This is a genomic window from Speluncibacter jeojiensis, assembly GCF_029589495.1.
GTDB classification, from domain to species: Bacteria; Actinomycetota; Actinomycetes; order Mycobacteriales; family Mycobacteriaceae; genus Speluncibacter; species Speluncibacter jeojiensis.
In genome coordinates, this window is the sequence record NZ_JAAIVF010000005.1 from 96246 (window position 1) to 121711 (window position 25466).

The following is a 25466-nucleotide window of genomic DNA, read 5'->3' on the forward strand; positions in this document are numbered from 1 at the left end:
TAAAAGTCGTTGCTAGCTGCCGGTCTGGTCCTTGATGACCTGGTCGATGATCCCGGCGAAGAAGCCCGACGGGTCGTTGATCGCGGACGATCCGGGGATCGGCGCGAACCCGTCGGCGGAGCCGAAGCCGAGTGCGGTCGACCCGGTACCGCTCGCCTCGCCCGGGCTGGAGTTGCGGACCGTGGTGAACACGCCCATCGGGTTCATGATCTGGCTGGTCGAGAACAGGTTCACGTCGAACGTGACGCCGCTGTCGTAGGTCTTGCCGATCTGCGCGTTCTGCGGCACGTAGTAGCTCACGCTCAGCGTCAGCGCCTTGTTGCTGATCGGCGAGATCAGCCACCCGCCGGAGTTCTGCACCAGGACGGTGCCGTCGTTGTCGAGCGTCACCGGCACCTTCTCGGTCTTCTGCCCGCCGATCGCGTGCCAGGCATCCACGGTCGCCGAGTCGGTGACGTACTGGAAACCGGTCGGCGGCACGTCACGGATCCTGGCGATGTAGCGGTCCGGGGTGCCCGTGGTCGTGAACGTCGTCGTGTAGGTGACCTTCTGCCCCGGCGCGACGAAACCGGCCGACACCGAGCGCTGGACCTTGATGTTGCTGGTCTGCTTGGTGGCGCTGGTGGGCTGGGTGGTCACCTCACCGGGGGTGCTGGTCGATCCGGTCCCGGGCATCGACGACCCGGCGGCGGAGGCGATGCCGGAGCCGGCGCCGACGGCGGCCAGTGCGAGCGCCGCGGTCGCGACGAGGGTGGCGGCGCGGCGCGTGACGAGATGGGTCATGTGCGGCAGTCCTTGTCAGATGTCGAACGGTCAGGGGCTGAACGATCCGGGGTTGAACGGTCCGGGTCGGAGCGATCCGAAGTTGAACACCGGTCCAGGTGATTGCAGCAGGCAGCGGCCGGAGAGGCGTGCGGATCACGTCGACTTCGTGGGGGTACACAGGCGCTTCTCGGACTTGTCACAATCGTCCGACAGATAGCCGGCGCCGGTGTGGGACCGCCGAGCGCCGCGGGTCCGAGGTGGTCCCGCATAATTGATGTCGTGCCCGCAGAGTCAGCCCCCCAGTCACAGTCCGCCTCCGCCCCGCAGGCCGGTGCCAAACCGCGCATCCCGAACGTGCTGGCCGGCCGCTACGCGAGCCCCGAACTGGTCCGGTTGTGGTCGCCGGAGTACAAGATCGTGCTGGAGCGTCAGCTGTGGCTGGCGGTCCTGCGCGCACAGTCGGAGCTGGGCATCGAGGTCCCGCCGCAGGCGTTGGCCGACTACGAGCGGGTGCTCGAGCAGGTCGACCTCGACTCCATCGCGGCGCGTGAGCGGGTCACCCGGCACGACGTCAAGGCGCGGATCGAGGAGTTCAACGCGCTCGCCGGTCACGAGCACATCCACAAGGGGATGACCAGCCGGGACCTGACCGAGAACGTCGAGCAGCTGCAGATCCTGCGTTCGCTCGCGCACGTACACGCGCGCGGTGTCGCGGTCGCGGCGCGCCTCGCGGACCGGGCCGCCCAATACCAGTCCATGGTGATGGCCGGGCGCAGTCACAACGTCGCCGCGCAGGCCACCACGCTGGGCAAGCGTTTCGCGTCGGCGGCAAACGAGCTGTTGGTCGCGCAGCAGCGGCTGCGTGAGCTCATCGACCGGTACCCGCTGCGGGGCATCAAGGGCCCGATGGGCACCTCGCAGGACATGCTCGACCTGCTCGGCGGGGACGCCGCCAAGCTGGACCGGCTCGAGTCGATCGTCGCCGAGCACCTGGGCTTTGCGCACGTGCTGACCAGTGTCGGGCAGGTGTACCCGCGGTCGCTCGACCACGACGTTCTCTCCGCGCTGGTCCAGACCGGTGCCGGGCCGTCGTCGTTCGCGCACACGATCCGGCTGATGGCCGGACACGAGCTGGTCACCGAGGGCTTCCAGCCCGGCCAGGTCGGCAGCTCGGCGATGCCGCACAAGATGAACACCCGCTCGTGCGAGCGCGTGAACGGACTGCAGGTCGTGCTGCGCGGCTACGCGTCGATGGCCGCGGAACTGGCCGGCGCGCAGTGGAACGAGGGCGACGTGTTCTGCTCGGTGGTGCGCCGGGTCGCGCTGCCCGACGCGTTCTTCGCGATCGACGGACAGTTCGAGACGTTCCTGACCGTGCTGGCCGAGTTCGGCGCCTACCCGGCGGTGATCGCCAACGAGCTGGACCGCTACCTGCCGTTCCTGGCGACGACCCGCATGCTGATGGCCGCGGTCCGCGCCGGCGTGGGCCGGGAGACCGCACACGAGGTCATCAAGGAGCATGCGGTCGGGGTCGCGCTGGCGATGCGCGAGGAAGGCCGCGAGCCGGATCTGCTGGACCGGCTGGCCGCCGACGAGCGGTTCCCGCTGGACCGTGCGCAGCTCGACACCGCCCTCGCCGACAAGTCGGCGTTCGTCGGCGCCGCGGAGGCGCAGGTCGCCGACGTGATCGCGCAGGTGCAGACGCTGGCCGAGCGTTACCCCGACGCGGCGAAGTACACGCCCGGCGCGATCCTGTAGCGGTCCGGGGCGGGTCACGGGGCCTCGTCGTCGGCTGTGGCCTTGCGGTTCTGTGTGCGGCGGAGTCGCTGACCGTCGAATCCGGCGTCCCACCGGTCCTGCCAGCGCTGTCGCTCGTCGGCACGGCGGGCGGCGATGAACCCGAGAAGCAGCCCGAAGAGCTCGTCGAGATGATGGCGGATGTTCACCTGTGGCGCCCGGTCCGGGTCGATGTGGGCCGGCGGGGTCCAGCGGGTTCGGCCCGGGTGTGGGGAGCCGGGCGGAGCGGTGTCGGTTCGCCAGCCGCCCGGGCCGTCGTGTATCAGCGCATGGCAGCTGTCGCAGGCCAGGTCGAGTTCGTCGATGTCGGTGCGGCCGCCTTTGGCCCAGTCGGTGACGTGGTGCACGGCGGCCATCGATGCGGGCGCGTCACACCCGGGACGGGTGCAGCCCCGCGACGCCGCGATGAGGGCGAGCCGCTGATCGGCGGACGCCAGCCGTCTGGTTCGTCCCAGATGAAGCGGCCGGCCGTTGTGGTCGAACAGCGCGAGCACGGGGTGGGCGTGTTCGGCCATCCCGAGCGCGTCGCGGATGGGCAGCAGCCCGCCGCCGGCCGTGGTGGCGACGCCGGTGGCCTCTTCGAGTTGCTGCAGCGTCATGGTGATGATGACGGTCGCGGGTAGCCCGCGGTGATTGCCGAGCGCGCCGGACCCGGCCAGCAGGCGTAGCCCGGCCTTGACGGCATCATGGTTGCGTTGCCCGACGGTGCGGGTGTCGCGGGCGGCGGCGTGAGCCAAGGCAGTGCGGTCCGGATCGGGGTTGCCGGGGTCGGATCCGGTGATGATGGGTGATTCGGGGTCGTCAGTGTTGTTCATGCCCGGTCGGGCCATCTTGGCGAGCAGCGGCTCGAGTAGCGCACGGGTCTCCGGGTCGAGCAACCCGGAGATCGGCGTCATGAGGTCGGCACGCTGGCGACCGATGTGCAGGCTGCGTTGCCGCTTGCGGTCGCGATCGGAGAAGACGCCGTCCGGGTTGAGGTACGCCAGCAGGTCGAGACCGGCGCGGGTGACGTACTTCGGGTCGGCGTGCCGGGCGAGCAGCGCCAGGATCTGTTCGGCAGCCTCGCGGTGGATGGTGTCGATGTGGGATGGGATCTGCCGCATGATGTCGCGGATGCCCTCGACGTGGGCCAGGCCGATCGCGCCGTCGTGCAAGGCGGCAGCGGTGTGCGGGTATTCGGGCGGCTGCTCGTCGCCCTGCAGGGTGTGCCAGACACCGATGTGTCTGGCCGAGCGGAGCCGCAGTTGCGCCTCGCCCTCGGAGATTCGCAGGGTCTTGACCAGGAACTCGGCCGCGGTGCGGATGTCGTGCGCCGAGTGCAGCGACCGTTCGGAGGACTCGGTGACCACCTGCTGGTCGGCGGCGGTGAGCTTGCGTAGCGCGGTCTCGGTGCGCTGGAGCACCTCGACGATCTCGTCGGTGGACAGGCCGCCGAGCCGGTCGCCGAGCAGGCCCTCGATGGCGGCGTCGAGCGCCGCCAGGTGTGCGTCCACCTGGCGCGAGTCACTCGACTTCGAATGCATGTGCGAATTGTAGATTGGGTCACCGACAAGTTCGGATGATCGACTAGGTTTCCCGCCATGCACCTGCGGACCAAACGGACGTGGATCAACCCGTGCTCGGCATTACTGCCGGCCGTAGCAGCCCTGATCGTTTGTACCGGTTGTGCGGGGCAGCATTTTCCCGCCCCCGACGAATTCGTCCAACGCGCCGACCTGCCGAGTTGTGGTGCGGTCGAGCATCATCCCGGATCGAGAGCGGCGGAGCTGGTCCCACGGTCCGCCGTGGACTGTCTGTCGAATGCGCGGGATGTGCGTGGCGGCGAGTTCGTGCTCACCATCTTCACGACCGAGGGTGACCCCATCGTGTACTACTTCCGAGTCGGAGCGGATTCGAGCGACGTGGAGTTGTGGACCGACAGTTCGCGGGACGAATTCGGCGGTGGCGGTTCCCGGTGGCGCCACTCCATCTGCGCGGCTCCGCAGTTGTCGGCCGAGTCGCTCACCGGGTGCATGTCTGCGGGTTGAACCCGAGGAGGGTCCGAGCTCCCACGAAGGCCGGTGCGGGCCGACGCCTCCCGCGTCGGTCCGCACCGATTCGGCAGCCGAGGTCAGCCGGCCGCGGCGGCCACGCCCGCGCGGCGCCCGAAGAACGTGCCGTCGCCGAGCGAGGTGCCGCTGATGTAGCCCCACGAGTGCAGGCCCGACGTCGCGCGGCCCGCGGCGAACAGTCCGGGGATCGCGTTGCCGTCGAGGTTCAGGACGTTGCCGTCGACGGTCGTGTGCAGGCCGCCGATCGTGAACACCGCGGCGCCGCCGCCACCCTCGGTACCGCCGTCGCTGGGCGCCGACATGCCGCGTCGGACGTCGACCGCCGCGAACGGCGACCGCAACGGACGCACCCAACGGGATGCCTTGTGGAAGTACGGATCCTCGCCGCGCTCGGCGTGCCGGTTGTACTCGCCGACGGTGGACTGCAAGGCGCCGGCAGGCATCCCGATCTCGTGCTCGAGTTCCGCCAGCGTCTCGGCGACGAAATGCGGCCTAACGCCCCACCTCTCGTCGACCGGGATCTCCTCGTACGCCTGCTCGTCGAGGATCACCCACACGTGCAGACCGTGCTTGAACAACGCAGCCTGACCGATCAGTCCGGGATAGACGTCCTCGTTGATGAACCGCCGACCAAGGTTGTCGACGACCATGCCGCGCACCATCATTCCGGGAACGGCGCTGATCCCTACCTGTCCGGCGGACATGTGCCTGACGGCAGCGCCGACCGCCTGCGCAATGACGATGCCCCGGCCGTCGTCGCCGCCGTCGCTGTTGACGCCCAGGCCGACGAGCTGCGGCGCATGCTCCGCGACCAGTTCGGCGTTGTCGGCGAAGCCGCCGGTTGTGATGATCACGCCGCGGCGGGCGCGGTAGGTGACGATGTCGTTGAAATGCCGTGCGACGAGGCCGACGATGCGGTTGCCGTCGGACCTGTCGATGATCAGCCGGAGTGCGGTGGTGTCGGTGTGGACCGTGACACCGGAGGCCTCGACCGCCTCGCTCAGCACCGCCATGAGAACCTTGCCGCCGAAGCCGTCGGAGGTGACCCGATGGCCGCGCGGCGCGGGCTCCGCGATGCGGCAGAACGGATAGGCGTTCTCGCCCATCCACATCAGGCCGTCGTCGGTCGGCGGCACCCACGTGGGGGAGTCCCACAGCGACGGCTTGAACGGCACCCCGCGGTCGACCAGCCACTGGTAGTGGCCGAGGCTTTCGCGGCTGTACAGGCCCACCTTGTCCACGTCGGCGTCGGGTCCGAGTGCGGCCAGCAGGAACTTCTCCATGTCCTCGGCGGTGTCGGTGAAACCGCAGGCCTCCTGGACCGCGGTGCCGCCGCCGAGGTACATCTCGCCGCCCGAGAGGGCCGAGGAGCCGCCCCCGCCGCTCTGCCGCTCGAGCAGGACGACGTCGGAACCGGCCTCGGCCGCCTCGAGGGCCGCGGAGGCGCCCGCGCAGCCGTACCCGACGATCAGTACATCGGTCTCGTGGTCGTACCCGCCGATCTCGGCGGCGTCGACAGGTGTGACGGAGAATCGTGTGCCCATGTGTGCTCCTGCTCCTCGCTCAACGACCGCTACTGTGGTGTGCGTCACGCTAGGTCGGGTGTCGGGGCGGGAGTGCGTTCGCGACCGGTCAGCGGGAGCCTTCATGCGCACGGCTAGCATCAACGGGCATGGGTCACTGCATCTTCTGCTCGATCATCGACCGTGAGGCCGAGGCCAGCATCGTCTACGAGGACGACCGCACCGCCGCGTTCATGGACATCCGCCCCTTCACGCCAGGGCATCTGCTGGTCGTCCCCAAGACCCACGCCGCGAACCTCGCCGAACTCGCCCCCGCGGACGGCGGTGCGATGTTCCAGGTCGGGCAGCGTCTCGCGGAGGCGCTGCGGTCCAGTGAGGTCGCGGCCGAGGGCGTGAACCTGTTCCTCGCCGACGGAGTCGTCGCCGGGCAGGAGGTGTTCCACGTACACCTGCACGTCATCCCGCGCACGGCCGGTGACGGCTTCGGTCTGCGCGGGCGCCCGACCAACCCGCCGCGCGAGGACCTCGACTACCTCGCGGCATCGGTGCGGGGCCGGCTCGGTTGAAGTGTGCCGCGCCCCCGGCGGGTGCGCGGATTCAGTGCCGACGGTCGGCGTGCCCCAGATCGCGGTCGGGGAAGGCGAGGTCGCGCACCCGCTGTTTGAGCGTCACAATGTCGGGAAAGCCGCCGTCGCGCTTGCGATCCCAGACCTGAGTGTCGCCGACCGCGATCCGGAACACGCCGCCGGTACCCGGGATCAGCGCGACCTCGCCGATCCCGGTGCCGAACGTGCTGAGCAGTTCCTGCGCCATCCACCCGGCGCGCAGCAGCCAGTTGCACTGCGTGCAGTAGACGATCGAGATGCGGGGTGTGGCAGGGGCGGCCTCCGGGGACTCCATCACCTCAGCCTGCCAAACGATCAGCCTCGGCGTGCGCCCCGCCACTGCTCGACCGCACGTCCACCGACGAGATGCTCGTCGACGAATCGGTCGACGCGGTCGGCGGTCAGCCCCGCGTACCAGGTGTCGTCCGGGTACACCGCGACCACCGGGGCCTGCGAGCACGGGAACATGCACCCGGTCAGGGTGATCAGCACATCGTCATCGCCGAGGCCGCGCTCGGTGAGCGCCTCGTCGATCGCGCGTCCGGTCTCGGCGCCGCCTTGCGCCGAACATCGCGGGCCGCGGCACACCAGCACGTGCCGGGCAAAGCCGGGCACCTCGTCCCACAGCGGCGAGGTGATAGGTGCCGTGGTGGTGCGCGCCGCGGTGGTCGGGCCACCGATCGCCGCGTCGAGCAGGTCGGTGTAGCCGGGCGCGTCGGTGAGTGATCCGGCGATGCGCACGTCCGGGGCCGCCGTGCCGTCCTGCTCGCGCAGCCAGTGCCCGACGACCCGGGCGAACCACGCGTCCATCTTGCGGTCGGGCACCGTCTGCGCGCTGACGATCACGACCTCCGCGGCGCCGGACTGCGCGGCCTCGTCGAGCGCCTCGGTGATCGTCGGGCCGGAGCCGCCCAGCACCGCGGTGCGGAACACCGTGTCCGGGTGACGCTTTCGCAGTGCCGCCAGCGCGCCGCCGACGCGGTCGCGGGGGTCCTCGCCACGGTCGGTGGGCGCGGTGACGACGACCCAGCGCTCGTTCATGCGCGCGACCAATCCGTGGAAACGCGCACGTCGTGGTCATCCGCGCACGTTGCAGCGTGGTCGGATGGGCGCATCGTGCGCGGATCTGCGGCGGCGGCTGTGGTGGTGCCGCACAGCACGACCATCGGCCGGCCGGTCTGCGGATGCGGCTGCACGAGCGCGTCGAGTCCGTAGACGTCGGCGAGCAACTCGGCCGTCAGCACCACCTCGGGTGCGCCCTCGGTGACCACGCGGCCGCGCTGCAACACCACCAGGTGATCGCAGTACATCGCGGCGAGGTTCAGGTCGTGCATCGCCGCCACCGTCGTCAGGCCGCGGTTGCGGACCAGGTCGAGCAGCTCGAGGGCCGCGGAGACGTCGAGGTGATTGGTGGGCTCGTCGAGCAGCAGCACACACGGCCGCTGCGCGAACGCGCGCGCCAGCTGGGTCTTCTGCCTCTCGCCGCCGGACAGGCTGTGCCAGAAGCGGTACCGCAACGCGGTGATTCCCGCGGCGGCGAGGGCCTCGGTGACGGCGTCACGGTCGGTCACCGACGCCGGCCGGGCCCAGCCGCCCCGGTGCGGGATCACCCCGAGCTCGACGATCTGCTCGACGGTCAGCTCGAGTTCGGTCGCCGAATGCTGTTCGAGCAGTGCGACGGTCCGGGCGAACTCGCGGCGGTGGATCGTCGCCACCGGATCGTCGCCGAGCAGCACCCGCCCGCTGTCGGGCCGGATCAGCCGGGCGACCGTCGACAGCAGCGAGGTCTTCCCGGAGCCGTTGGGGCCGATCAGCCCGGTGAACCTGCGCGACGGCGCGCGGAAGCTCACGCCGTCGAGAATGGTCGCTCCGCCGGCCGACCACGACACGTTCTCGGCCCGGATCTCGGGGGAGTGGTGGCTCATCCGCGAGCTCCCCGCCGGCGCAGCAGCACGACGAACACCGGCACGCCGACGATCGCGGTGACCACGCTGATCGGCAATTCGCGGCCCGCCATGACCGTGCGCGCGGCGATGTCGGCCCACACCAGCAGCAGCGCGCCGACGAGCGCGACCACCGGCAGCAATCGGGAGTGCAGTGGCCCCACCAGCATCCGCGCCGCGTGCGGGACGACGAGGCCGACGAACCCGATCACACCCGCCTGTGCGACCAACGCGGCCGTGCACAGCGACGCCACCCCGTACAACACCCAACGCGAGCGCTCGACGTGCGTGCCAAGGCTCGCGGCCGCCCGCTCACCGAACGCGAACGAGTCCAGCACCCGGGCGTGCGCCGCGACCACGACCGCGGTGATCGCGACGACCACGAGCATCGGCCCCAGGCCCGACCAGCGGACCCCGGCGACCGAGCCGAGCGTCCACTGCAGCACCCGCTGCGCCAGCTCCCGGTCGCCGAGCAGCACCACCGCCGAGGTCAGCGCCGCGCAGAACTGCCCGACCGCGATGCCGCCGAGGATCAGCCGCCCGGGCGACAGCACGCCCGACCGGCCGGTCGCGATGAGGAACACCAGCAGCAGTCCCGCGACCGCGGCGACGAACGCCCCCGCCGACACCGCGCTCAGCCCCAGCGCCCCGATCGTGCCCGCACCCGCGGTGATCGCCAGGACCGCGCCGAACGACGCGGCGCCCGACATGCCCAGCAGGTACGGGTCGGCGAGCGGGTTGCCGGTCAGCGACTGCAGCACCGTGCCGCACAGGGCCAGGCCCGCCCCGACCAGCGCGGCAGCCAGCACCCGCGGCAGCCGTAGGTCGACGACGATGTGGGTGGTCAGCAGGTCGGTGCCCGAACCGATGCCGAGGCGTCCGGCGACCGACCGCACGACCGTGCCCAGTGACAGGTCCGCGCTGCCGATCGCGACGCCGGCCGCGCAACTGAGAACCAGCGCCACGGCCAGCACCGCGAACCATCCGGCCCAGCCGACCCGTGCGCGCGAGCGGGCCCGGGCCGGCGTCGCGGTCGGCGCGCTCATCCGCGCAGGCCGCCCAGCTGTTTCGCGACCGACGCCGCGCCGTCGATCAGTCGCGGTCCGGGCGTGGTCTCGGAGAACGGCAGCACGACGAACGCGCCGTCGCGGACCGCCTTGAGGTCGCGCAGCGCCGGGTCGCCGCGCAGGTACTGTTTCTTCGCCTCGGCGGTGTCCCAGGAGGCGTCGGCCAGCACGATCACATCCGGGTCCGCCTCGAGTACGGTCTCCCAGTTGCCGTCCGCCCAGGCGCCGTCGAGTCCGGCGAACACGTTCCGGCCGCCGACCGCGTCGATGATCAGCTGCGGTCCGCCCGCGTTGCCGCCGACGTACGGGACGTCGGTGTTGCTGTCGTACCAGAGGATCGTCCTGCCATCGGCCGGCTTCGCGGACTCGATGCCCGCCAGCGTCGTGCGCAGTTGCGCGACCTGCGAGTCCGCCTCGGCGGTGCGGCCGAACATCGTCCCGTAGTCGCGGATCTCCGCGCCGATGGTGTCCCAGGCGACCGGCGCGCGCTTCGACTTGTCCGCGCACGCGAACGGGTCGACGTAGCTCGCGATGCCGAGCCGGGCGAGCGAATCCTGCGACCCGACCGCCTTGTCGTCGAACGCGCTCGGATACGACGCCAGCACCAGGTCCGGCCGGGCCTCGAGCACCTGTTCGCGGCTCGGGAACTTCTCCGCGAGCACCGGGATCTGCCGGTACGCCTGCTGCCACTGCGGGGCGATGGTGTCGTCGAGGTAGGCGGTGCCGACCAGCTGCGGCCCGGCTCCGAGCGACAGTGCGGTCTCGGTCGCGCCCTGGTTGAGGGTGACCGCCCGGCTCGCGGGCTCGGTGAGGGTGACGGTGCGACCGCAGTTGGTCAGCGTGACGGCCGACGCGGACTGCTCCGTCGTCGAGGAGTTGTCGCCGCAGGCGGTGAGCGTCACCGCGGTGACGAACGACACGGCCAGCGCCGGGAGGGCCCGGCGGGTGATGAGGGTACGCAAAGCGTCCCGCCTTCCATGACTCGTGGAATGCGTGCAGGTACGTGTCGTGGCCGGTCTCCTGGCTCGGCAGGGTCGACCGCCGACCACGCCTTCCCGGGGAATGCCCAGTGGCCGGGCTCAGGGCCCGAGTGGTCGACGTACCTGCTCACAGTGGCGAGTACCGCGCCGGATTCGCACCGGCTTCCCGTTCACCACGACAGCAACCGCAGGATAGCCGAGAGCCGCGCGGGCAGGTCGGGCGCAGCGCGGGTCGGCCGCCCCGCGGGCCGATAGGCTGAGCGGGTGCGCCCAACCCTCTCGTCATACACCCACCTGTCCGCCGGCAAGGTCCGTGAGCTCTACGCGATCGACGACGACCACCTGCTCATGGTCGCCACCGACCGCATCTCCGCCTACGACCATGTGCTGAGCACCCCGATCCCGGACAAGGGGCGGGTGCTCACGGCGATGAGCGTGTTCTTCTTCGACCTGCTCGGCGGCGCGAACCACCTGGCCGGCGCGCCCGACGACGAGCGGATCCCGGAAGAGGTGCTGGGCCGGGCCCTGGTCGTCCGCAAGCTGGACATGGTGCAGGTCGAGTGCGTGGCGCGCGGCTACCTGACCGGCTCGGGGCTGCTCGACTACCAGCGCAGCGGCTCGGTCTGCGGGGTGGCGCTGCCCGAGGGGCTGGTCGAAGCCGCCAAGCTGCCCGAGCCGATCTTCACCCCGGCCACCAAGGCGGAGATCGGTGCGCACGACGAGAACATCGCGTTCGACGCCGTCGTCGAGCAGGTCGGCGCCGACCTCGCGGGCCGGTTGCGCGACGCGACGCTCGACATCTACACGCGCGCCGCCGATTTCGCCGCATCCAAGGGAATCATCCTGGCGGACACCAAGTTCGAGTTCGGCCTCGACGGTTCGGGCACGCTCGTGCTGGCAGACGAGGTGCTCACCCCCGACTCGTCGCGGTACTGGCCGGTCGACGGCTACCAGGCCGGCAAGGTGCAGCCCAGCTTCGACAAGCAGTATGTGCGCAACTGGCTCACAGGACCCGAATCCGGTTGGGACCGTGCCTCGGACACACCGCCGCCGGCGCTGCCGCAGGACGTCATCGCGGCCACCCGGGCCCGCTACGTGGAGGCATACGAGCGGATCTCGGGCCTGTCCTTCGACGACTGGCTGGGCTGAGTGATGAGCGAGCCGACCCCACCGGTCGCCAAGCGCGCCCCGGTCCACCGCACCCACCACGACGACGTTTTCGTCGACGACTACGAGTGGCTGCGCGACAAGTCCGACCCCGAGGTGCTCGCGTACCTCGAGGCCGAGAACGCCTACACGGAGGCGCGCACCGGCCACCTCGAGCCGCTGCGCGAGCGCATCTTCGGCGAGATCAAGTCCCGCACCCAGGAGACCGACCTGTCGGTGCCGGTGCGGGACGGGCAGTGGTGGTACTACACCCGCACGGTCGAGGGCAGCCAGTATCCGCTGCAGTGCCGTTGCCCGGCTGTCGCCGACGACCGGACGCCGCCGGAGCTGGCGGCCGATCGCGAGGTCCCCGGCGAGCAGGTGCTGCTCGACGGCAACGCCGAGGCCGAGGGCCACGAGTTCTTCGCGCTGGGCAGCTTCTCGGTGACCGACGACGGGAACCTGCTGGCCTACGCGATCGACACCAGCGGCGACGAGCGGTACATGCTGCGGATCAAGGACCTGCGCACCGGTGAACTGCTGTCCGACGAGATCCCGGACACCTTCCCCGGCGCGACCTGGGCCGGCGACGGACTGCACCTGTTCTATCCGACCGTCGACGACTCGTGGCGTCCGGACACGATCTGGCGACACCGCCTCGGCACAGCCAAGGGCGAGGACGTCGTGGTGTTCAACGAGCCGGACGAGCGGTACTGGATCGGGGTGGGCCTGACCCGCAGCCGCCGGTACCTGGTCGTCGAACTCGGCTCGAAGATAACTTCCGAGTCCTGGGTGCTCGACGCGAACGATCCCACCGGGGACTTCGCCGTCGTGATTCCGCGGCGGGAGGGCGTCGAGTACTCGCTCGACCACGCGGTCGTCGGCGGCCGGGACCGCTTCCTGATCCTGCACAACGGGGACATCCCCGGCGACGGTCCGTCGGAGGTCCGCACGGCGGAGAACTTCACACTCGTCGAGTGCCCGGTGACCGACCCGACCGACCTGACCGTCCTGATCGAGCACCGTGACGACGTCCGGCTCGAGGAGGTCGAGGCCTTCGCCGGGCACCTCGTCGTCAGCTATCGGCGCGAGGCGCTGACCCGACTGGCCGTGTGGCCGTTGACCGCCGACGGTTACGGCGAGCTGCGCGAGATCGAGTTCGACGAGCCGCTCTTCTCGGTCGGCTCGTCGAACAACCCCGAGTGGGACACGCCGCTGCTGCGGCTGGCGTACACCTCGTTCGTGACTCCCATGCGGGTGTACGACTACGAGATCGCCGCCGGCGCACTGCATCTGCGCAAGTCGCAGCCGGTGCTCGGCGGGTACGACCCGGCCGGCTACGAGCAGCTGCGCGAGTGGGCGGTGGCCGAGGACGGCACTCGCGTGCCGATCTCGATCGTGCGTCGCAAGCAGTCCGGCGATGCCGTGGCGGCCGCGCCCACTCCGGCTCCGCTGCTGCTGTACGGCTACGGCTCCTACGAGTCCAGCAGCGACCCGGGCTTCTCGGTCGCGCGGCTGTCGCTGCTCGACCGCGGCATGGTGTACGCCGTCGCGCACGTGCGCGGCGGCGGCGAGATGGGCCGGGCCTGGTACGAGAACGGCAAGACGCTGCGCAAGCGCAACACCTTCACCGACTTCGTCTGCTGCGCAAAGCATCTGGTCGACAGTGGGTGGACCACGCCGGCGCAGATGGTCGCCGAGGGCGGCAGTGCGGGTGGGTTGCTGATGGGTGCGGTCGCGAACCTGGCACCCGAACTGTTCGCGGGGATCCTGGCGGTCGTGCCGTTCGTCGACCCGCTCACCTCGATCCTCGACCCGTCACTGCCGCTGACGGTCATCGAATGGGATGAGTGGGGCGATCCGCTGCACGACCCCGACGTGTACGGGTACATGAAGTCCTACAGCCCGTACGAGAACGTCGAGGCCAAGCGGTATCCACCGATCCTGGCGATCACCAGTCTCAACGACACCCGCGTGCTCTACGTCGAACCCGCCAAGTGGGTGGCGCGTCTGCGGGCGGTCGCGCAGTCCGACACGCCGCCGCTGCTCAAGACCGAGATGAGCGCGGGCCACGGCGGGGTGAGCGGCCGCTACGAGAAGTGGCGCGAGGCGGCGTTCGAACTGGCCTGGATGCTCGACACCGCGGGCGCCGTCTGAGCGGTCAGCGCGGGGTGACGCCGCCGATCAGGATGTCCGCCATCCGCCGGGTCAACGCGGTGTCGCCGCCGCCGGTCGGCATCATCCGCAGCACCATCGAGGCGCCGACGACGAGCAGCATGGTGATCTGCGCGTCGATCACCGCGTGCTCGTCCCCGAGCCGGGCCAGTTTGTCGGCGAACAGGCCGGTGCCCGGCGCGCCGAAGTCGGTCCACAGCGCGGTCGCGAGCTCCGGGTGATCCTGGAACGCGCCGAGCAGGCCCGGCAGCGAGGCGCGGACCTCGGGGCGGCCGAACAGTTCGAGGGTGTTGTGGCAGAGCTCGCGGACCCAGGCGTCCGGGTCGAGGTCGGTGGGGATCTGCGGGTTCCGCTCCGTCCAGTCGAACACCGCCTCGAAGACCAACTGCGCCTTCGACGGCCAGCGACGGTAGAGCGCGGGCTTCCCGACGCCGGCGCGCTCGGCGATGCTCACCATCGTGGTGCGGTCCCATCCGACCTCGGCCAGGAGCTCGCGGGTCGCGACCAGCGCGGCGTCGTCGATCGCCGGATCGCGAGGTCTGCCGCGGGTGCGGGCATGGTCGGTCAAGGGGTCCTCCCGGGGCCGTGGTCGGCGGTGGTCTACGGCCGAAGTGAGAAAACGTAACGTATCGGCACGAAATGATCTGTATCACATGACTCGCCGGTAGGGAACCGCCCGCGACCGGTTCTGTGGCGTCTCCCGATCATCGCGGTGGTTCCGCGTACGGTGTGGGACATGACGAACCCCGAACTGCTCGACATCGAGATCAACACGCTGCGCGGCGAGCCGACCCGGCTCGGATCCTTCGGCGGCAACGCGCTTTTGGTGGTCAACGTGGCCTCCAAGTGTGGTCTGACCCCGCAGTACACGGCGCTCGAGCAGCTCGCGAAGACGTACGCGGACCGCGGGCTGACCGTCGTCGGCGTGCCCTGCAACCAGTTCATGGGCCAGGAGCCGGGTACCGCCGAGGAGATCGAGACCTTCTGCTCGACCACCTACGGCGTCACCTTCCCGCTGCTGGAGAAGATCGAGGTCAACGGCGACGGCCGGCACCCGCTGTACGACGTGCTCACCGCGACCACCGACGCCGACGGCGAGGCCGGTGACATCCAGTGGAACTTCGAGAAGTTCCTCGTCGCACCCGACGGCGAGGTGGCGGCGCGTTTCCGTCCGCGCACCGAGCCCGACGCCCCCGAGGTCGTCGCCGCGATCGAGGCGATCCTGCCGCGCTGATCGACTCGCCCGCAATGTCCGGCCGCACCGCCCGGAGTGTGTGACGATGACGGGCAACCGCCCTGCCGGCGGGGCCAGCGCGCCGGCAGGTCCCGGTCGACGCAGGTCCCGGTCGAGCGAGGGGGAGTGCAGATGCCAGGTGGGGCACGGGGGCGCATGCTCATCGGCGCCGCAGTGGTCGTGGGCGCGGTGCTCGCCGTCGCGGGCTGCTCGGTGGGCGATTCCGTCGGCGACCCTCCGTTCACCTCGGCGGTGAAGACGTCGTCCGTGGCGGTGTCCCCGTCCGGCGCGGCATCGGGCGGCGCGGCATCGGGAGGTCCGGCACCGACCGTCGGCGACCCCGGGGGGAACACCCAGGGCAAGCAGCTGCAGGGCGCCATCGATGCGATCGTCTCCACGTCTCCGATCGCCTTCGACGTCGACAGTGCCGAGCTGACCACGCTGGACGTGGGGACGCTCAAGGCTGTCGCGGCGGTCCTCGAGGGCAATGGTCGGGCGGTGGTCGTCAAGACCTTCGCCCACGGACACACCGACGATCCGGTCGCCGCGAGGTCACTGGCGCACCAGCGCGGTCAGGCAGTCGTCGAGCAACTCGAGGACAACGGCGTCGACATGTCGCGGTTGACCGTCGAGGCGTCCGTCAACCCGCCCGACGGTGTCGATCCGGACCGGGCGCTGGTGACCGTCGGTTCGCGCTGAGTATTCGGTTCTGCCGGACATCGTTCGCGCAGGACGAGCGTCACGCGATGTTCACCCGGACGATCCGTGTCGGTCAACCCGGCTGGTCAGACTCGTGTCATGGCAGGACCGCTGATCGTGTCGGTTTCCGGGATCCACGCGCAGACCCTGCCCCGGGCAGCGGAACTCGCGGCATGGACGGACAGCCGGGGCGTGCCGCTGTCGTTGCTCGTCACCCCGCGACTGTGCGACGGCCGTCGGCTGTTCGACGATCGGGTGACGGTCGCGTGGCTGCGAATGCGCCGGGACGGCTCCGACGCGATCGTGCTGCACGGATACCACGCGGACGCCGGCACGCGGCGCGGCGAGTTCGGGGCACTCTCACGGCGCGAGGCGGAACTGCGACTCGCGGCGGCCGACGGGCTCCTCGATCAACTGGGTCTGCCGACCCGACTGTTCGCGGCACCGCGCTGGGCGCTGTCTCGCGAGGCGTTGCAGGCCTTGGCGCGCAACGGGTTCCGGCTGTCGATCGAGCAGCGTGGGGTCCGGGATCTGTGCGGCGGGCGGCTCGAGGACATGCACCTGCTGGACCTGCGCGCGCGGGTGCGACCCGCGGCGGTCCAGCGGGTCGCCCGGCAGGTGCGCAGCGGACGGGCGGTCCGGCTGGCCGTGAGCGCCGAACGGCTCTGCCGGCCCGAGGTACGGGCCCTGCTGCGGGACGCCATCGTCACCGCCCTCGACAATGGGGCCCACCCCGAGGTCTACCGGTGCGTGAGCGACCGCCGGGCAGCTGCCTGACCCGTCAGCCCAGCTGGACGGACTCGCCGAGCGGGAGCACCCGGAACTCGGTGCCCGCGGGCGCCAGTTCGTCGAGCCGGCCGTGATAGATCCCCTGCGCCTCCGCGGTGATGATCGCCTGGTGGATGGGGACCGCGACGCGCGGTGCCACCGCCCGCAGGTAGTCCACCGACTCGGCGATCTTCGCCCAGGGCGCGGCCGCCGGCACCGCGAGCACACCGATCGCGTGCTCCGGGACGAACAGCGAGTCGCCGGGATGCATGAACACGCCCGGTTCGCTCTCGGTGCCGAGCAGGAACGCCGCGTTGTCGATCACCGGCAGGTCCGGATGGATCACCGCATGCTTGCCGCCGCCGATCGTGACCTGCACGTCGCCGATCGTGAAGTTGTCGCCGGGCCGTACGGCCGTGAAGCCCTCGAACAAGGCCGCGCTCTGCGGGTCGCTGTAGCGCGCTGCGCCGGGGTTGGCGGCGAGCAGCGCAGGCAACCGCTCCGGATCGGCGTGGTCGGGGTGCTGATGCGTCAGCGCGATCGCGTCCAGCCCCGTCAGCGATTCGAACCCCGACGAGAACGTGCCGGGATCGAAGAGGATTCGCGCACCGAGGAGTTCGACGAGTACGCAGGAATGTCCGAAGTGCGTCAGTCGCATGATGATCAGTATGCGCGCCAACGGGGACCGGCGCGCCGCGTACCACCCACGCAGCCGTGATGACGGCAGACGCGGGCTGACCGGTAGACTCCCTGACCGGGGACGGGGCTCGCCACGCAGGCTCGTCACCCACCCCAGGATCGGCCCCTCGAGGTCGGCAACCTCAGGGTCGACAACCCAGGATCGACAACAAGGAGCGACGCGGTGGCCCGTGTAGTTGTGGAAGTCATGCCGAAGGCCGAAATTCTCGACCCGCAGGGGCAGGCCATCGTCGGCGCGCTCTCGCGGCTCGGCTTTCCCGGCGTGTCCGACGTGCGTCAGGGCAAGCGTTTCGAGCTCGAGATCGACGGCAGCGTCGACGACGCCGAGCTGGAGAAGATCGCCGAGTCGCTGCTGGCGAACACGGTGATCGAGGACTGGAAGGTGGTGCGCGTCCAGTGAGTGCCCGGGTCGGAGTCATCACCTTCCCCGGCACCCTCGACGACATCGACGCTGCGCGTGCGGTGACCGCGGTCGGTGCCGAGGCGGTCAGCCTGTGGCACGGCGACGCGGACCTCAAGGGCGTGGACGCGGTGATCGTGCCGGGCGGGTTCTCCTACGGCGACTACCTGCGTTGCGGCGCGATCGCACGGTTCGCGCCGGTGATGGGCAAGGTCGTCGAGGCCGCCAAGGCCGGCATGCCGGTGCTCGGCATCTGCAACGGTTTCCAGGTGCTCTGCGAGGCCGGTCTGCTGCCCGGTGCGCTGACCCGCAACGAGGGCCTGCTGTTCGTCTGCCGCGACCAGTGGCTGCGCGTCGAGTCGAACGCGACGGCCTGGTCGTCACGGTACGAGCAGGGCGCCGAGATCCTCGTGCCGCTCAAGTCGGGTGAGGGCCGCTACCAGGCCTCCGAGAAGGTGCTCGACGAGCTCGAGGGCGAGGGCCGGGTCGTGTTCCGCTACGTCGGCGACAACCCGAACGGCTCGCAGCGCGGCATCGCCGGCGTCGCCTCGGCCAACGGCCGGGTGGTCGGGCTGATGCCGCACCCCGAGCACGCCACCGAGGCGCTGACCGGACCGAGCGACGACGGGCTCGGCATGTTCTATTCGGTGCTCGACGGGGTACTCACCGCCTGAGCGCGACCCGTACACACGCCGAGGGCGGACCGGAATCGACCGGTCCGCCCTCGGCTGTGTTGCAGGGGTCAGCGGGCCTCGAGCGCGACCGACGCCTCGGCGGTGTACGCCAGGAAGGTCAGCGTCTCGACCAGGTACAGCTCGACGGACTCGGCGTCGTGGTGCGTGTAGCCGATCGACAGGTCCTGGCCCAGGCGCAGCTCGAAATCTCCGCCGCGGGTGCTGACCACGAACGCGCCGTCGATGGCGGGCGCCCAGATGATGCCCCCGTCGACCAGCCGGTTCAGGTGCTCGCGGATCGGATAGCCGTGGTCGGACGTCTCGCTGACCGCGGTGTAGACGTCGGCGCCGAGCAGCACCGAGTACGGACCGTCGATCCCGGCCAGGCGCAGCTCGGTCAGCGACTGCGCGATCGCGTTCGGGAGGTCACGCACGTCGGCGGGGATCGGCACCGGGGCGTTGGAACTGCTCGCCCGGATGCCGTCGATGGAGGCCGCGCGGTAGCCCTCGAAGATCGCCCGGTCCTCCACGAACGCCATCTTCTTGGCCGCATCCATGACCGGACCCCAATCGGAGTCCTGCGAGCCACGCTCGACGTCGTCGATCGCCGCGCGGGTGACGGTGAACGGCACGCGCAGTTCGACGAGCGGGACAACCGAGCGCAGTCGGGCCTGCGCGCCCTCGGCCGGCGGGTCGACCGGCGTGAGGTGCCCGGTGCCGACCGCGGCCAGCGTGGGGCCGTCGGGTCCGGTCACGTCGACGACCCTGCGTCCGGCGATGTGACGCTTGAACGTGCGGGCCGCCTCCTCCTCGATCTGCGACCAGGCGTCGGCGCTGATCGGTGCGAGCTCGCGGTGCAGGTTGTTCATCTGCTGCTCCTTCGGTCGGGGGCCTGGTGGGAGTCGGGCCTGGTGGGGTGGGGCTAGCGGGAAGCGTCCGGGTGGGGTGAGTCCGGGTGGGATGAGTCGCTGCCGGGGCGCAGGCTGCCGATGCCGAGCGACCCGGCCGTCGGGGGCGGGGCCGTCGCGGGGGAGTCGGGCTCGGAGGTCGGCCCCGGCAGCGGCGGCAGGTCGTCGAGGAAGTCCGCCGACGGGACGAAGAACAGTGAGCCGGTGACCGCGGTGGTGAAGTCGAGCAGGCGATCGGTGTTGCCGGGCGGGTCGCCGAGGAACATGTTCTCCAGCATCCGCTCGGTGATCGACGGGGTCGCGCAGTAGCCGATGAAGTAGGTGCCCATCTCCCCGTCGCCGACCGAGCCGAAGGGCATGTTGGCACGCAGGATGTCGAGTCCGTTGCCGTCCTCGTCGTCGATCGAGGTGAGCGCCGAGTGCGCGTTCGTGGGCTTGACGTCGTCGGGCATCTCGATGTCGTCGAGCTTGCTCCGCCCGATCGCGCGCTCCTGCTCCTCCACCGAGATCGACTCCCAGGCCGCCATGTCGTGCAGGTATTTCTGCACGTGCACATAGCTGCCGCCGGCAAAGTCGGGGTCGTTGTCGCCGACGGTGACCGCGGCGACGGCGGCCTGACCGACGGGGTTCTCGGTGCCGTCGACGAATCCGATCAGGTCGCGGTTCTCGAAGTACCGGAAGCCGTGGGTCTCGTCGATGACGGTCGCGAACCCGGCCAGGCGCTTGACGATCTGACGGCCCAACTCGAAGCAGGCGTCCATGTCCATGGCCCGGATGTGGAAGAGCAGGTCGCCGGGGGTCGACGGCGCCCGGTGGCGCGGCCCCTGCAGTTCGATGAACTCGTGCAACTCCGCGGGCCGGGCGCCGTCGAACAACCGGCCCCAGGCCGCCGAGCCGATGCCGGTGATCAGCTCCAGGCCGGTGCCGGGCACCCGCATACCCACCGCGCGCTGCAGGCCGATGACGTCGTCGAGCAGATCGTGCACCGTCGCCTCGCCGCCGGGATCGACGGTCGCCACGAGGAAGAGCGCGGCGGGCGTCATCGGGGTGGTCACCGGCTGGGATTGGGCTAACTCGGGCATCAGTCACTCCGACTCGGGTTGATCTTGTCCTCCCCGACGGTAGCCCACGCCGCCGGTCGTCGCCCGATCGTCCGACGCCGCCGGAGAGGTGGGTGCCCGCTGTCGGTGTCTGTTGCCCGGGCTTGACGTCCGGGCCTGATGTCGGGGCTTGGCGCTACCGTGCGTTCATGGCACTGACACTCGGCATGATCACGATCGACTCGGCCGACCCGGGTCCGCTCGCGCGATGGTGGGCGGAGCTGACGGGCGGCACGATCGAGCAGGAGAACGACGGCTGGTTCCACGTCGTCGGCGTTCCAGGGTGGGGGCACAAGCTCGGCTTCCAGAAGGTCGACGACCCGACCCCCGGCAAGAACCGCCAGCACATGGACCTGTCCGCGCCGGACCTCGAAGCCGAGGTCGACCGCGTGCTCGCGGCCGGCGCCACCGAGCTGTACCGGGAGAACATGGACGGCTTCCGGTGGGTGGTGTTCGCGGATCCCGAGGGCAACCGGTTCTGCGTGTCCGGGGCGCACTGAACCGGGTCCCGTGCTGAGCCGGGCACCGCACTGAGCCGGGTCCTGCGCTGAGGCGAACCGGGCACAGACGGGCTCCTGCATGATGGTCGGTATGCCATCGATGACGCAGGCCGACGCCCAGGGATTGTGTTCGTTCGTCGACGCCTCACCGTCGCCGTTCCACGTCTGTGCGACGGTGGCCGGTCGTCTGGCGGAGCAGGGCTTCACCGAGCTGCGCGAGGTGGACGCCTGGCCGTCCGAACCCGGTCGTCACTACCTGATCCGCGGCGGGTCGCTGATCGCGTGGAGCACCGAGGGCGCCGCGGACCGGGCTGCGACACCGTTCCGGATCGTCGGCGGCCACACCGACAGCCCCAACCTGCGGGTCAAGCAGCACCCCGACCTGAACTCGGCCGGGTGGCAGCTCGTCGGGCTCGAGCCCTACGGCGGCGCGTGGCTCAACTCGTGGCTGGACCGCGACCTCGGCATCTCCGGACGGATCAGCGTGCGCGACGGTAACTCGGTGCGCGACAAGCTGGTTCGCGTGGACCGCCCGATCCTGCGGGTGCCCCAGCTGGCGATCCACCTGTCGGAGGACCGCAAGGGCGTGCAGTTGGACCCGCAGCGGCACGTCAACGGGATCTGGGGGATCGGCGACGAGCCGCGGTCGTTCCTGGAGTTCGTCGCCGCGCAGGCCGGGGTCGCCGTGGGGTCGGTGCTGGGCTGGGAACTGATGACCCACGACCTGGCGCCGAGCGCGGTCGTCGGCGAGCGCGGCGAGCTCGTCAGCGCGTCGCGCCTCGACAACCAGGGCACCTGTTACGCCGGGCTGGCGGCACTGCTGGCCGCGGCGCAGCGGCCCGGCCCGGCGATCCCGGTGCTGGCGCTGTTCGACCACGAGGAGGTCGGCAGCATGTCCGACCGCGGCGCGTTCTCGGACCTGCTCTCGGCGGTGCTCGAACGGATCGTCCTCTCCCGCGGCGGCGACCGGGAGGACCTGCTGCGCGCGAAGCCGGGGTCGGTGTGCGCGTCCGGGGACATGGCGCACGCGACGCACCCGAACTACCCCGATCGGCACGAGCCCGCCCATCGGATCGCGGTGAACGGCGGACCGGTGCTCAAGGTCAACCAGAACCTGCGCTACGCCTCGGACGCCGCCGGTGCGGCCGCCTTCGCGCTGGCCTGCGACCGGGCGGGGGTGCCGCTGCAGCGCTACCTGCACCGCGCGGACCTGCCGTGCGGCTCGACGATCGGTCCGATCACCGCCTCGCGCATCGGGGTGTCGACGGTCGACGTCGGTGCCCCGCAGCTGGCCATGCACTCGGCGCGCGAGCTGATGGGCGCCGCCGATGTGACGGCGTACGCCGAGGCGCTGGCGGCCTTCCTGACCCCAGGCGAGTAGTCGCGGCGGGTCGGGCGCCGGGCGGTCGACGCGCACCACGGTCGGTGCGAGACTGGAAGTGGTGCAGGTGCCCCGCGATCCGTGCGGGTCCCACGTGATCACGGGCGTTCCGACCGGCATCCGGTTGAAGGGAGGAACCGTGGCCAGCCCCACCGTCCCCGATCATCTCGTCACGCTGGACGAGTGGAACTCCCGGCCGCGATACGAGCGTTTCGTCGTCGAGGTGGTCGCCGGCGTGCCGGTGATCGAGCCCCGGCCGATGCTGCTGCATCAGCGGGTCGCGAACCGGTTGGTCACCGCCCTCGACCGGCAGCTGCCGGATGAGCTGTCCGCGGTGGGTCACATCGAGTTGCTGCTCGAGAGTTCCCCGCTGACCGTGCGCTGCCCGGATGTGCTCGTCGTCGGTAGTGCACTGGTCGCCGCGAACCGCCGCCGAGCCCGGGCCACGGACGTGTCGTTGGTGGTCGAGGTGGTGTCGGAGTGCACGCGCCGCACCGACCGGGTGACGAAGTTCGCCGAGTACGCGCGGGCCGGGATCGGCCGGTACTGGATCGTCGACATCGCGGGCACACCGCGGTTGTCCGCGTTCGAGTCGAGCGGTGCCGGTTACGTGCCGGTCGGCGAGCTGGTCGGTGACGGTCGTCTCATCGTCGCGGGGCGCGAGGTCGCGCTGGACGTCGCTGCGCTGACGGCTCGTCGTCCCCGGTAGACTCGGGCACACTGCCTGCCTCCAGGGAAGGGACCGAAAAGCTCGTGTCAGCAGAAGGCCGCTCCACGTCAGTCGACACCGTCACCAACGCCGCAGCGACCCCCGAGCTGGCTCAGCCGCACCGGGAACTCGGCCTCAAGGATGACGAGTACGCCCGCATCAAGGAGATCCTCGGACGCCGTCCGACCGACGCCGAGCTGGCGATGTACTCGGTGATGTGGTCCGAGCACTGCTCGTACAAGTCCTCCAAGGTGCACCTGAAGTACTTCGGCGAGACCACCACCGACGAGATGCGCTCGTCCATGCTCGCCGGCATCGGCGAGAACGCCGGCGTCGTCGACATCGGCGACGGCTGGGCGGTCACCTTCAAGGTCGAGTCGCACAACCACCCGTCCTTCGTCGAGCCCTATCAGGGCGCGGCGACCGGTGTGGGCGGCATCGTCCGCGACATCATGGCGATGGGCGCGCGCCCGATCGCGGTGATGGACCAACTGCGCTTCGGTGCGGCCGATCACCCCGACACCCGCCGCGTGGTCGATGGCGTGGTCGCCGGTGTCGGCGGCTACGGCAACTCCCTGGGCCTGCCGAACGTCGGCGGCGAGACCGTGTTCGACGCCTCCTACCAGGGCAACCCGCTCGTGAATGCGCTGTGTGCGGGCGCGATGCGCGTCGAGGACCTGCACCTGGCGTTCGCGTCGGGCGCCGGCAACAAGATCATCCTGTTCGGCGCGCGCACCGGCCTCGACGGCATCGGCGGCGTGTCGGTGCTCGCGTCGGAGACCTTCGACGAGTCCTCGGGCGGACGCCCCAAGAAGCTCCCCGCCGTCCAGGTCGGTGACCCGTTCACCGAGAAGGTGCTCATCGAGTGCTGTCTGGACCTGTACCGCGACAAGCTGGTGGTGGGCATCCAGGACCTCGGCGGTGCCGGACTGTCCTGCGCCACCTCCGAACTCGCGGCGGCCGGTGACGGCGGCATGCACATCCAGCTCGAGAAGGTGCCGACCCGCGCGAAGGGCATGACCCCGGCCGAGGTGCTCTCCAGCGAGTCGCAGGAGCGCATGTGCGCGGTCGTCACGCCCGAGAACGTCGACGAGTTCATGGCGGTCTGCAAGAAGTGGGATGTGCTGGCCACAGTGATCGGCGAGGTCACCGACGGTGAGCACCTCGTCATCGACTGGCACGGCGAGACCGTCGTCGACGCGCCCGCGCACACCATGGCGCTCGAGGGTCCGGTCTACGAGCGCCCGGTGCAGCGTCCCGACAAGCAGGACGCGCTGATCGCCGACACCACCGCGAAGCTGGCCCGCCCGCAGACCGCGGACGAGCTCGAGGCCACGCTGCTGAAGATGATCTCCTCGCCGGCGCTGTGCAGCCGCAGGTGGATCACCGAGCAGTACGACCGCTACGTGCGCGGCAACACCGTGCTCGCCGAGAACGCCGACGGCGGTGTGGTCCGCATCGACGAGCAGACCGGCCGCGGCATCGCGCTCGCGACCGACGCGTCCGGCCGCTACACGATGCTCGACCCGTACGCGGGCGCCCAGCTCGCGCTCGCCGAGGCGTACCGCAACGTCGCCGTCACCGGCTCCACCCCGAAGGCGGTCTCCAACTGCCTCAACTTCGGTTCCCCGGAGGATCCGGGCGTGATGTGGCAGTTCCAGCAGGCCGTCCGCGGCCTCGCGGACGGCTGCGCGCAGCTCGGCATCCCCGTCACCGGCGGCAACGTCAGCTTCTACAACCAGACCGGCGCGACCGCGATCCTGCCGACCCCGGTCGTCGCCGTGCTCGGCGTCATCGACGACGTGCACCGCCGCATCCCGACCGGGCTCGGCCTCGAGCCCGGCGAGACGCTGATCCTGCTGGGGGAGACCCGCGACGAGCTCGACGGCTCGATCTGGGCGCAGGTCGAGCACGACCACCTGGGCGGCGTGCCGCCGAAGGTGGACCTCGAGCACGAGCGCCTGCTCGCCGAGATCCTGCTGGCCGGCAGTCGCGACGGGCTGATCTCCGCCGCGCACGACCTGTCCGAGGGTGGCCTCGCGCAGGCAGTCGTGGAGGCGGCGCTGGCGGGCGAGACCGGCTGCCGGATCCTGCTGCCCGAGGGCGCGGACCCGTTCGTGTCGCTGTTCTCCGAGTCGGCCGGCCGGGTGCTGGTCGCGGTGCCGCGCACCGAGGAGACCCGGTTCACCGCGATGTGCAGCGCCCGCAAGATGCCGTGGACCCGGATCGGCGTGGTCGACCAGGGTGCGGACTCGGTCGAGGTGCAGGGCCAGTTCTCCGTCACCCTCGACGAGTTGCGCCGGCACCACGAATCGACGCTGCCGACCCTGTTCGGATAGGTG

Annotated in this window: 25 protein-coding genes and 1 riboswitch; of the genes, 13 read left to right on the forward strand and 12 right to left on the reverse strand. The window is 70.6% G+C overall.

Features of this window, described 5'->3' with window-relative positions; all coding sequences use genetic code 11:
• Nucleotides 1–12: 12 nt before the first annotated feature.
• Nucleotides 13–783 carry a hypothetical protein gene (locus G4X40_RS15625; RefSeq protein ID WP_277833778.1) on the reverse strand — a complete coding sequence of 257 codons (771 nt, stop codon included), beginning with the start codon at nt 781–783 and terminating at the stop codon, nt 13–15.
• 327 nt (nt 784–1110) lie between these two features.
• Between G4X40_RS15625 and purB the strand changes: the two genes are divergently transcribed.
• Nucleotides 1111–2523 carry an adenylosuccinate lyase gene (gene purB / locus G4X40_RS15630; RefSeq protein ID WP_277834156.1) on the forward strand — a complete coding sequence of 471 codons (1413 nt, stop codon included), beginning with the start codon at nt 1111–1113 and terminating at the stop codon, nt 2521–2523.
• A 14-nt stretch (nt 2524–2537) separates the two neighbouring features.
• Here purB and G4X40_RS15635 read toward each other — a convergent pair whose 3' ends face one another.
• Complete coding sequence (locus tag G4X40_RS15635; RefSeq protein WP_277833779.1) at nt 2538–4085, reverse strand: HNH endonuclease signature motif containing protein; 1548 nt, start codon at nt 4083–4085, stop codon at nt 2538–2540.
• Nucleotides 4086–4672: 587 nt separating this feature from the next.
• Nucleotides 4673–6157 (reverse strand): FAD-dependent oxidoreductase, encoded by a 1485-nt coding sequence (locus G4X40_RS15640; RefSeq protein ID WP_277833780.1) that lies wholly within the window; start codon nt 6155–6157, stop codon nt 4673–4675.
• Between the two features lie 128 nt (nt 6158–6285).
• Between G4X40_RS15640 and G4X40_RS15645 the strand changes: the two genes are divergently transcribed.
• A complete protein-coding gene (locus tag G4X40_RS15645; protein WP_277833782.1) occupies nt 6286–6702 on the forward strand; it encodes an HIT family protein in 417 nt (138 codons plus the stop codon).
• 31 nt (nt 6703–6733) lie between these two features.
• On the opposite strand, the gene G4X40_RS15650 is transcribed toward G4X40_RS15645, so the two are convergent.
• From G4X40_RS15650 to G4X40_RS15670, 5 genes are read right to left on the reverse strand one after another with little or no spacing between them, the layout of a single operon-like run.
• Complete coding sequence (locus G4X40_RS15650) at nt 6734–7036, reverse strand: SelT/SelW/SelH family protein (RefSeq protein WP_277833783.1); 303 nt, start codon at nt 7034–7036, stop codon at nt 6734–6736.
• Nucleotides 7037–7056: 20 nt separating this feature from the next.
• Nucleotides 7057–7782 carry a (2Fe-2S) ferredoxin domain-containing protein gene (locus G4X40_RS15655; protein WP_277833785.1) on the reverse strand — a complete coding sequence of 242 codons (726 nt, stop codon included), beginning with the start codon at nt 7780–7782 and terminating at the stop codon, nt 7057–7059.
• Nucleotides 7779–8666 (reverse strand): ABC transporter ATP-binding protein, encoded by an 888-nt coding sequence (locus tag G4X40_RS15660; RefSeq protein ID WP_277833787.1) that lies wholly within the window; start codon nt 8664–8666, stop codon nt 7779–7781. Before G4X40_RS15660 ends, G4X40_RS15655 begins: the two co-directional genes overlap by 4 nt.
• Nucleotides 8663–9730 carry a FecCD family ABC transporter permease gene (locus G4X40_RS15665; protein ID WP_277833788.1) on the reverse strand — a complete coding sequence of 356 codons (1068 nt, stop codon included), beginning with the start codon at nt 9728–9730 and terminating at the stop codon, nt 8663–8665. Before G4X40_RS15665 ends, G4X40_RS15660 begins: the two co-directional genes overlap by 4 nt.
• The gene (locus G4X40_RS15670) at nt 9727–10713 is read right to left on the reverse strand and encodes an ABC transporter substrate-binding protein (protein WP_277833790.1); all 987 of its coding nucleotides are present in this window, start codon (nt 10711–10713) and stop codon (nt 9727–9729) included. Before G4X40_RS15670 ends, G4X40_RS15665 begins: the two co-directional genes overlap by 4 nt.
• 31 nt (nt 10714–10744) lie before the next feature.
• A riboswitch (cobalamin riboswitch) is annotated at nt 10745–10924 on the reverse strand.
• 71 nt (nt 10925–10995) lie between these two features.
• Between G4X40_RS15670 and G4X40_RS15675 the strand changes: the two genes are divergently transcribed.
• Together G4X40_RS15675 and G4X40_RS15680 are read left to right on the forward strand one after the other, a co-directional pair.
• Nucleotides 10996–11880 carry a phosphoribosylaminoimidazolesuccinocarboxamide synthase gene (locus tag G4X40_RS15675; RefSeq protein ID WP_277833791.1) on the forward strand — a complete coding sequence of 295 codons (885 nt, stop codon included), beginning with the start codon at nt 10996–10998 and terminating at the stop codon, nt 11878–11880.
• Nucleotides 11881–11883: 3 nt separating this feature from the next.
• Nucleotides 11884–14034 (forward strand): S9 family peptidase, encoded by a 2151-nt coding sequence (locus G4X40_RS15680; protein ID WP_277833793.1) that lies wholly within the window; start codon nt 11884–11886, stop codon nt 14032–14034.
• A gap of 4 nt (nt 14035–14038) precedes the next feature.
• Here the strand turns inward: G4X40_RS15680 and G4X40_RS15685 are convergent, their stop codons facing one another.
• Nucleotides 14039–14620, reverse strand: coding sequence for a TetR/AcrR family transcriptional regulator (locus tag G4X40_RS15685; RefSeq protein ID WP_277833794.1), 582 nt, complete (start codon nt 14618–14620; stop codon nt 14039–14041).
• A gap of 168 nt (nt 14621–14788) precedes the next feature.
• On the opposite strand from G4X40_RS15685, the gene G4X40_RS15690 reads away from it, so the two are divergent.
• The 3 genes from G4X40_RS15690 to G4X40_RS15700 all read left to right on the forward strand — a co-directional run bounded on the left by G4X40_RS15690 (nt 14789) and on the right by G4X40_RS15700 (nt 16762).
• Nucleotides 14789–15286, forward strand: a complete 498-nt coding sequence (locus G4X40_RS15690; RefSeq protein ID WP_277833796.1) for a glutathione peroxidase — start codon at nt 14789–14791, stop codon at nt 15284–15286.
• Between the two features lie 132 nt (nt 15287–15418).
• Nucleotides 15419–15985, forward strand: a complete 567-nt coding sequence (locus G4X40_RS15695) for an OmpA family protein (RefSeq protein WP_277833797.1) — start codon at nt 15419–15421, stop codon at nt 15983–15985.
• A gap of 99 nt (nt 15986–16084) precedes the next feature.
• Complete coding sequence (locus G4X40_RS15700) at nt 16085–16762, forward strand: DUF2334 domain-containing protein (protein WP_277833799.1); 678 nt, start codon at nt 16085–16087, stop codon at nt 16760–16762.
• A 4-nt stretch (nt 16763–16766) separates the two neighbouring features.
• On the opposite strand, the gene G4X40_RS15705 is transcribed toward G4X40_RS15700, so the two are convergent.
• A complete protein-coding gene (locus G4X40_RS15705; protein ID WP_277833800.1) occupies nt 16767–17411 on the reverse strand; it encodes an MBL fold metallo-hydrolase in 645 nt (214 codons plus the stop codon).
• Nucleotides 17412–17615: 204 nt separating this feature from the next.
• Here G4X40_RS15705 and purS point away from each other — a divergent pair, with 204 nt between their 5' ends.
• Together purS and purQ are read left to right on the forward strand one after the other, a co-directional pair.
• Nucleotides 17616–17852: a phosphoribosylformylglycinamidine synthase subunit PurS gene (gene purS / locus G4X40_RS15710; protein ID WP_277833802.1), complete on the forward strand. Its 237-nt coding sequence runs from the start codon at nt 17616–17618 to the stop codon at nt 17850–17852.
• A complete protein-coding gene (gene purQ / locus G4X40_RS15715) occupies nt 17849–18526 on the forward strand; it encodes a phosphoribosylformylglycinamidine synthase subunit PurQ (protein WP_277833804.1) in 678 nt (225 codons plus the stop codon). Before purS ends, purQ begins: the two co-directional genes overlap by 4 nt.
• 68 nt (nt 18527–18594) lie before the next feature.
• Here the strand turns inward: purQ and G4X40_RS15720 are convergent, their stop codons facing one another.
• Together G4X40_RS15720 and G4X40_RS15725 are read right to left on the reverse strand one after the other, a co-directional pair.
• On the reverse strand, nt 18595–19395 hold the full coding sequence (locus G4X40_RS15720) for a family 1 encapsulin nanocompartment shell protein (protein WP_277833806.1): 801 nt from the start codon (nt 19393–19395) through the stop codon (nt 18595–18597).
• A gap of 53 nt (nt 19396–19448) precedes the next feature.
• Nucleotides 19449–20516 carry a Dyp-type peroxidase gene (locus tag G4X40_RS15725; RefSeq protein ID WP_277833807.1) on the reverse strand — a complete coding sequence of 356 codons (1068 nt, stop codon included), beginning with the start codon at nt 20514–20516 and terminating at the stop codon, nt 19449–19451.
• 167 nt (nt 20517–20683) lie between these two features.
• On the opposite strand from G4X40_RS15725, the gene G4X40_RS15730 reads away from it, so the two are divergent.
• The 4 genes from G4X40_RS15730 to purL all read left to right on the forward strand — a co-directional run bounded on the left by G4X40_RS15730 (nt 20684) and on the right by purL (nt 25463).
• Entirely contained in the window at nt 20684–21034 is a 351-nt protein-coding gene (locus G4X40_RS15730; protein ID WP_277833808.1) for a VOC family protein, read from the forward strand.
• Nucleotides 21035–21125: 91 nt separating this feature from the next.
• Nucleotides 21126–22415 carry a M18 family aminopeptidase gene (locus G4X40_RS15735; RefSeq protein ID WP_277833809.1) on the forward strand — a complete coding sequence of 430 codons (1290 nt, stop codon included), beginning with the start codon at nt 21126–21128 and terminating at the stop codon, nt 22413–22415.
• A gap of 139 nt (nt 22416–22554) precedes the next feature.
• Complete coding sequence (locus G4X40_RS15740) at nt 22555–23124, forward strand: Uma2 family endonuclease (protein ID WP_277833810.1); 570 nt, start codon at nt 22555–22557, stop codon at nt 23122–23124.
• 44 nt (nt 23125–23168) lie between these two features.
• The gene (purL, locus tag G4X40_RS15745; RefSeq protein ID WP_277833811.1) at nt 23169–25463 is read left to right on the forward strand and encodes a phosphoribosylformylglycinamidine synthase subunit PurL; all 2295 of its coding nucleotides are present in this window, start codon (nt 23169–23171) and stop codon (nt 25461–25463) included.
• Nucleotides 25464–25466: the final 3 nt, after the last annotated feature.

What these genes read in the sequence shown, in the direction of transcription:
- G4X40_RS15625 (WP_277833778.1), bottom strand. Translation starts at nt 783, where the DNA reads ATGACCCATCTCGTCACGCGCCGCGCCGCCACCCTCGTCGCGACCGCG.
- G4X40_RS15635 (WP_277833779.1), bottom strand. Translation starts at nt 4,085, where the DNA reads ATGCATTCGAAGTCGAGTGACTCGCGCCAGGTGGACGCACACCTGGCG.
- G4X40_RS15640 (WP_277833780.1), bottom strand. Translation starts at nt 6,157, where the DNA reads ATGGGCACACGATTCTCCGTCACACCTGTCGACGCCGCCGAGATCGGC.
- G4X40_RS15645 (WP_277833782.1), top strand. Translation starts at nt 6,286, where the DNA reads ATGGGTCACTGCATCTTCTGCTCGATCATCGACCGTGAGGCCGAGGCC.
- G4X40_RS15650 (WP_277833783.1), bottom strand. Translation starts at nt 7,036, where the DNA reads ATGGAGTCCCCGGAGGCCGCCCCTGCCACACCCCGCATCTCGATCGTC.
- G4X40_RS15655 (WP_277833785.1), bottom strand. Translation starts at nt 7,782, where the DNA reads ATGAACGAGCGCTGGGTCGTCGTCACCGCGCCCACCGACCGTGGCGAG.
- G4X40_RS15660 (WP_277833787.1), bottom strand. Translation starts at nt 8,666, where the DNA reads ATGAGCCACCACTCCCCCGAGATCCGGGCCGAGAACGTGTCGTGGTCG.
- G4X40_RS15665 (WP_277833788.1), bottom strand. Translation starts at nt 9,730, where the DNA reads ATGAGCGCGCCGACCGCGACGCCGGCCCGGGCCCGCTCGCGCGCACGG.
- G4X40_RS15680 (WP_277833793.1), top strand. Translation starts at nt 11,884, where the DNA reads ATGAGCGAGCCGACCCCACCGGTCGCCAAGCGCGCCCCGGTCCACCGC.
- G4X40_RS15690 (WP_277833796.1), top strand. Translation starts at nt 14,789, where the DNA reads ATGACGAACCCCGAACTGCTCGACATCGAGATCAACACGCTGCGCGGC.
- G4X40_RS15695 (WP_277833797.1), top strand. Translation starts at nt 15,419, where the DNA reads ATGCCAGGTGGGGCACGGGGGCGCATGCTCATCGGCGCCGCAGTGGTC.
- G4X40_RS15700 (WP_277833799.1), top strand. Translation starts at nt 16,085, where the DNA reads ATGGCAGGACCGCTGATCGTGTCGGTTTCCGGGATCCACGCGCAGACC.
- G4X40_RS15705 (WP_277833800.1), bottom strand. Translation starts at nt 17,411, where the DNA reads ATGCGACTGACGCACTTCGGACATTCCTGCGTACTCGTCGAACTCCTC.
- G4X40_RS15720 (WP_277833806.1), bottom strand. Translation starts at nt 19,395, where the DNA reads ATGAACAACCTGCACCGCGAGCTCGCACCGATCAGCGCCGACGCCTGG.
- G4X40_RS15725 (WP_277833807.1), bottom strand. Translation starts at nt 20,516, where the DNA reads ATGCCCGAGTTAGCCCAATCCCAGCCGGTGACCACCCCGATGACGCCC.
- G4X40_RS15730 (WP_277833808.1), top strand. Translation starts at nt 20,684, where the DNA reads ATGGCACTGACACTCGGCATGATCACGATCGACTCGGCCGACCCGGGT.
- G4X40_RS15735 (WP_277833809.1), top strand. Translation starts at nt 21,126, where the DNA reads ATGCCATCGATGACGCAGGCCGACGCCCAGGGATTGTGTTCGTTCGTC.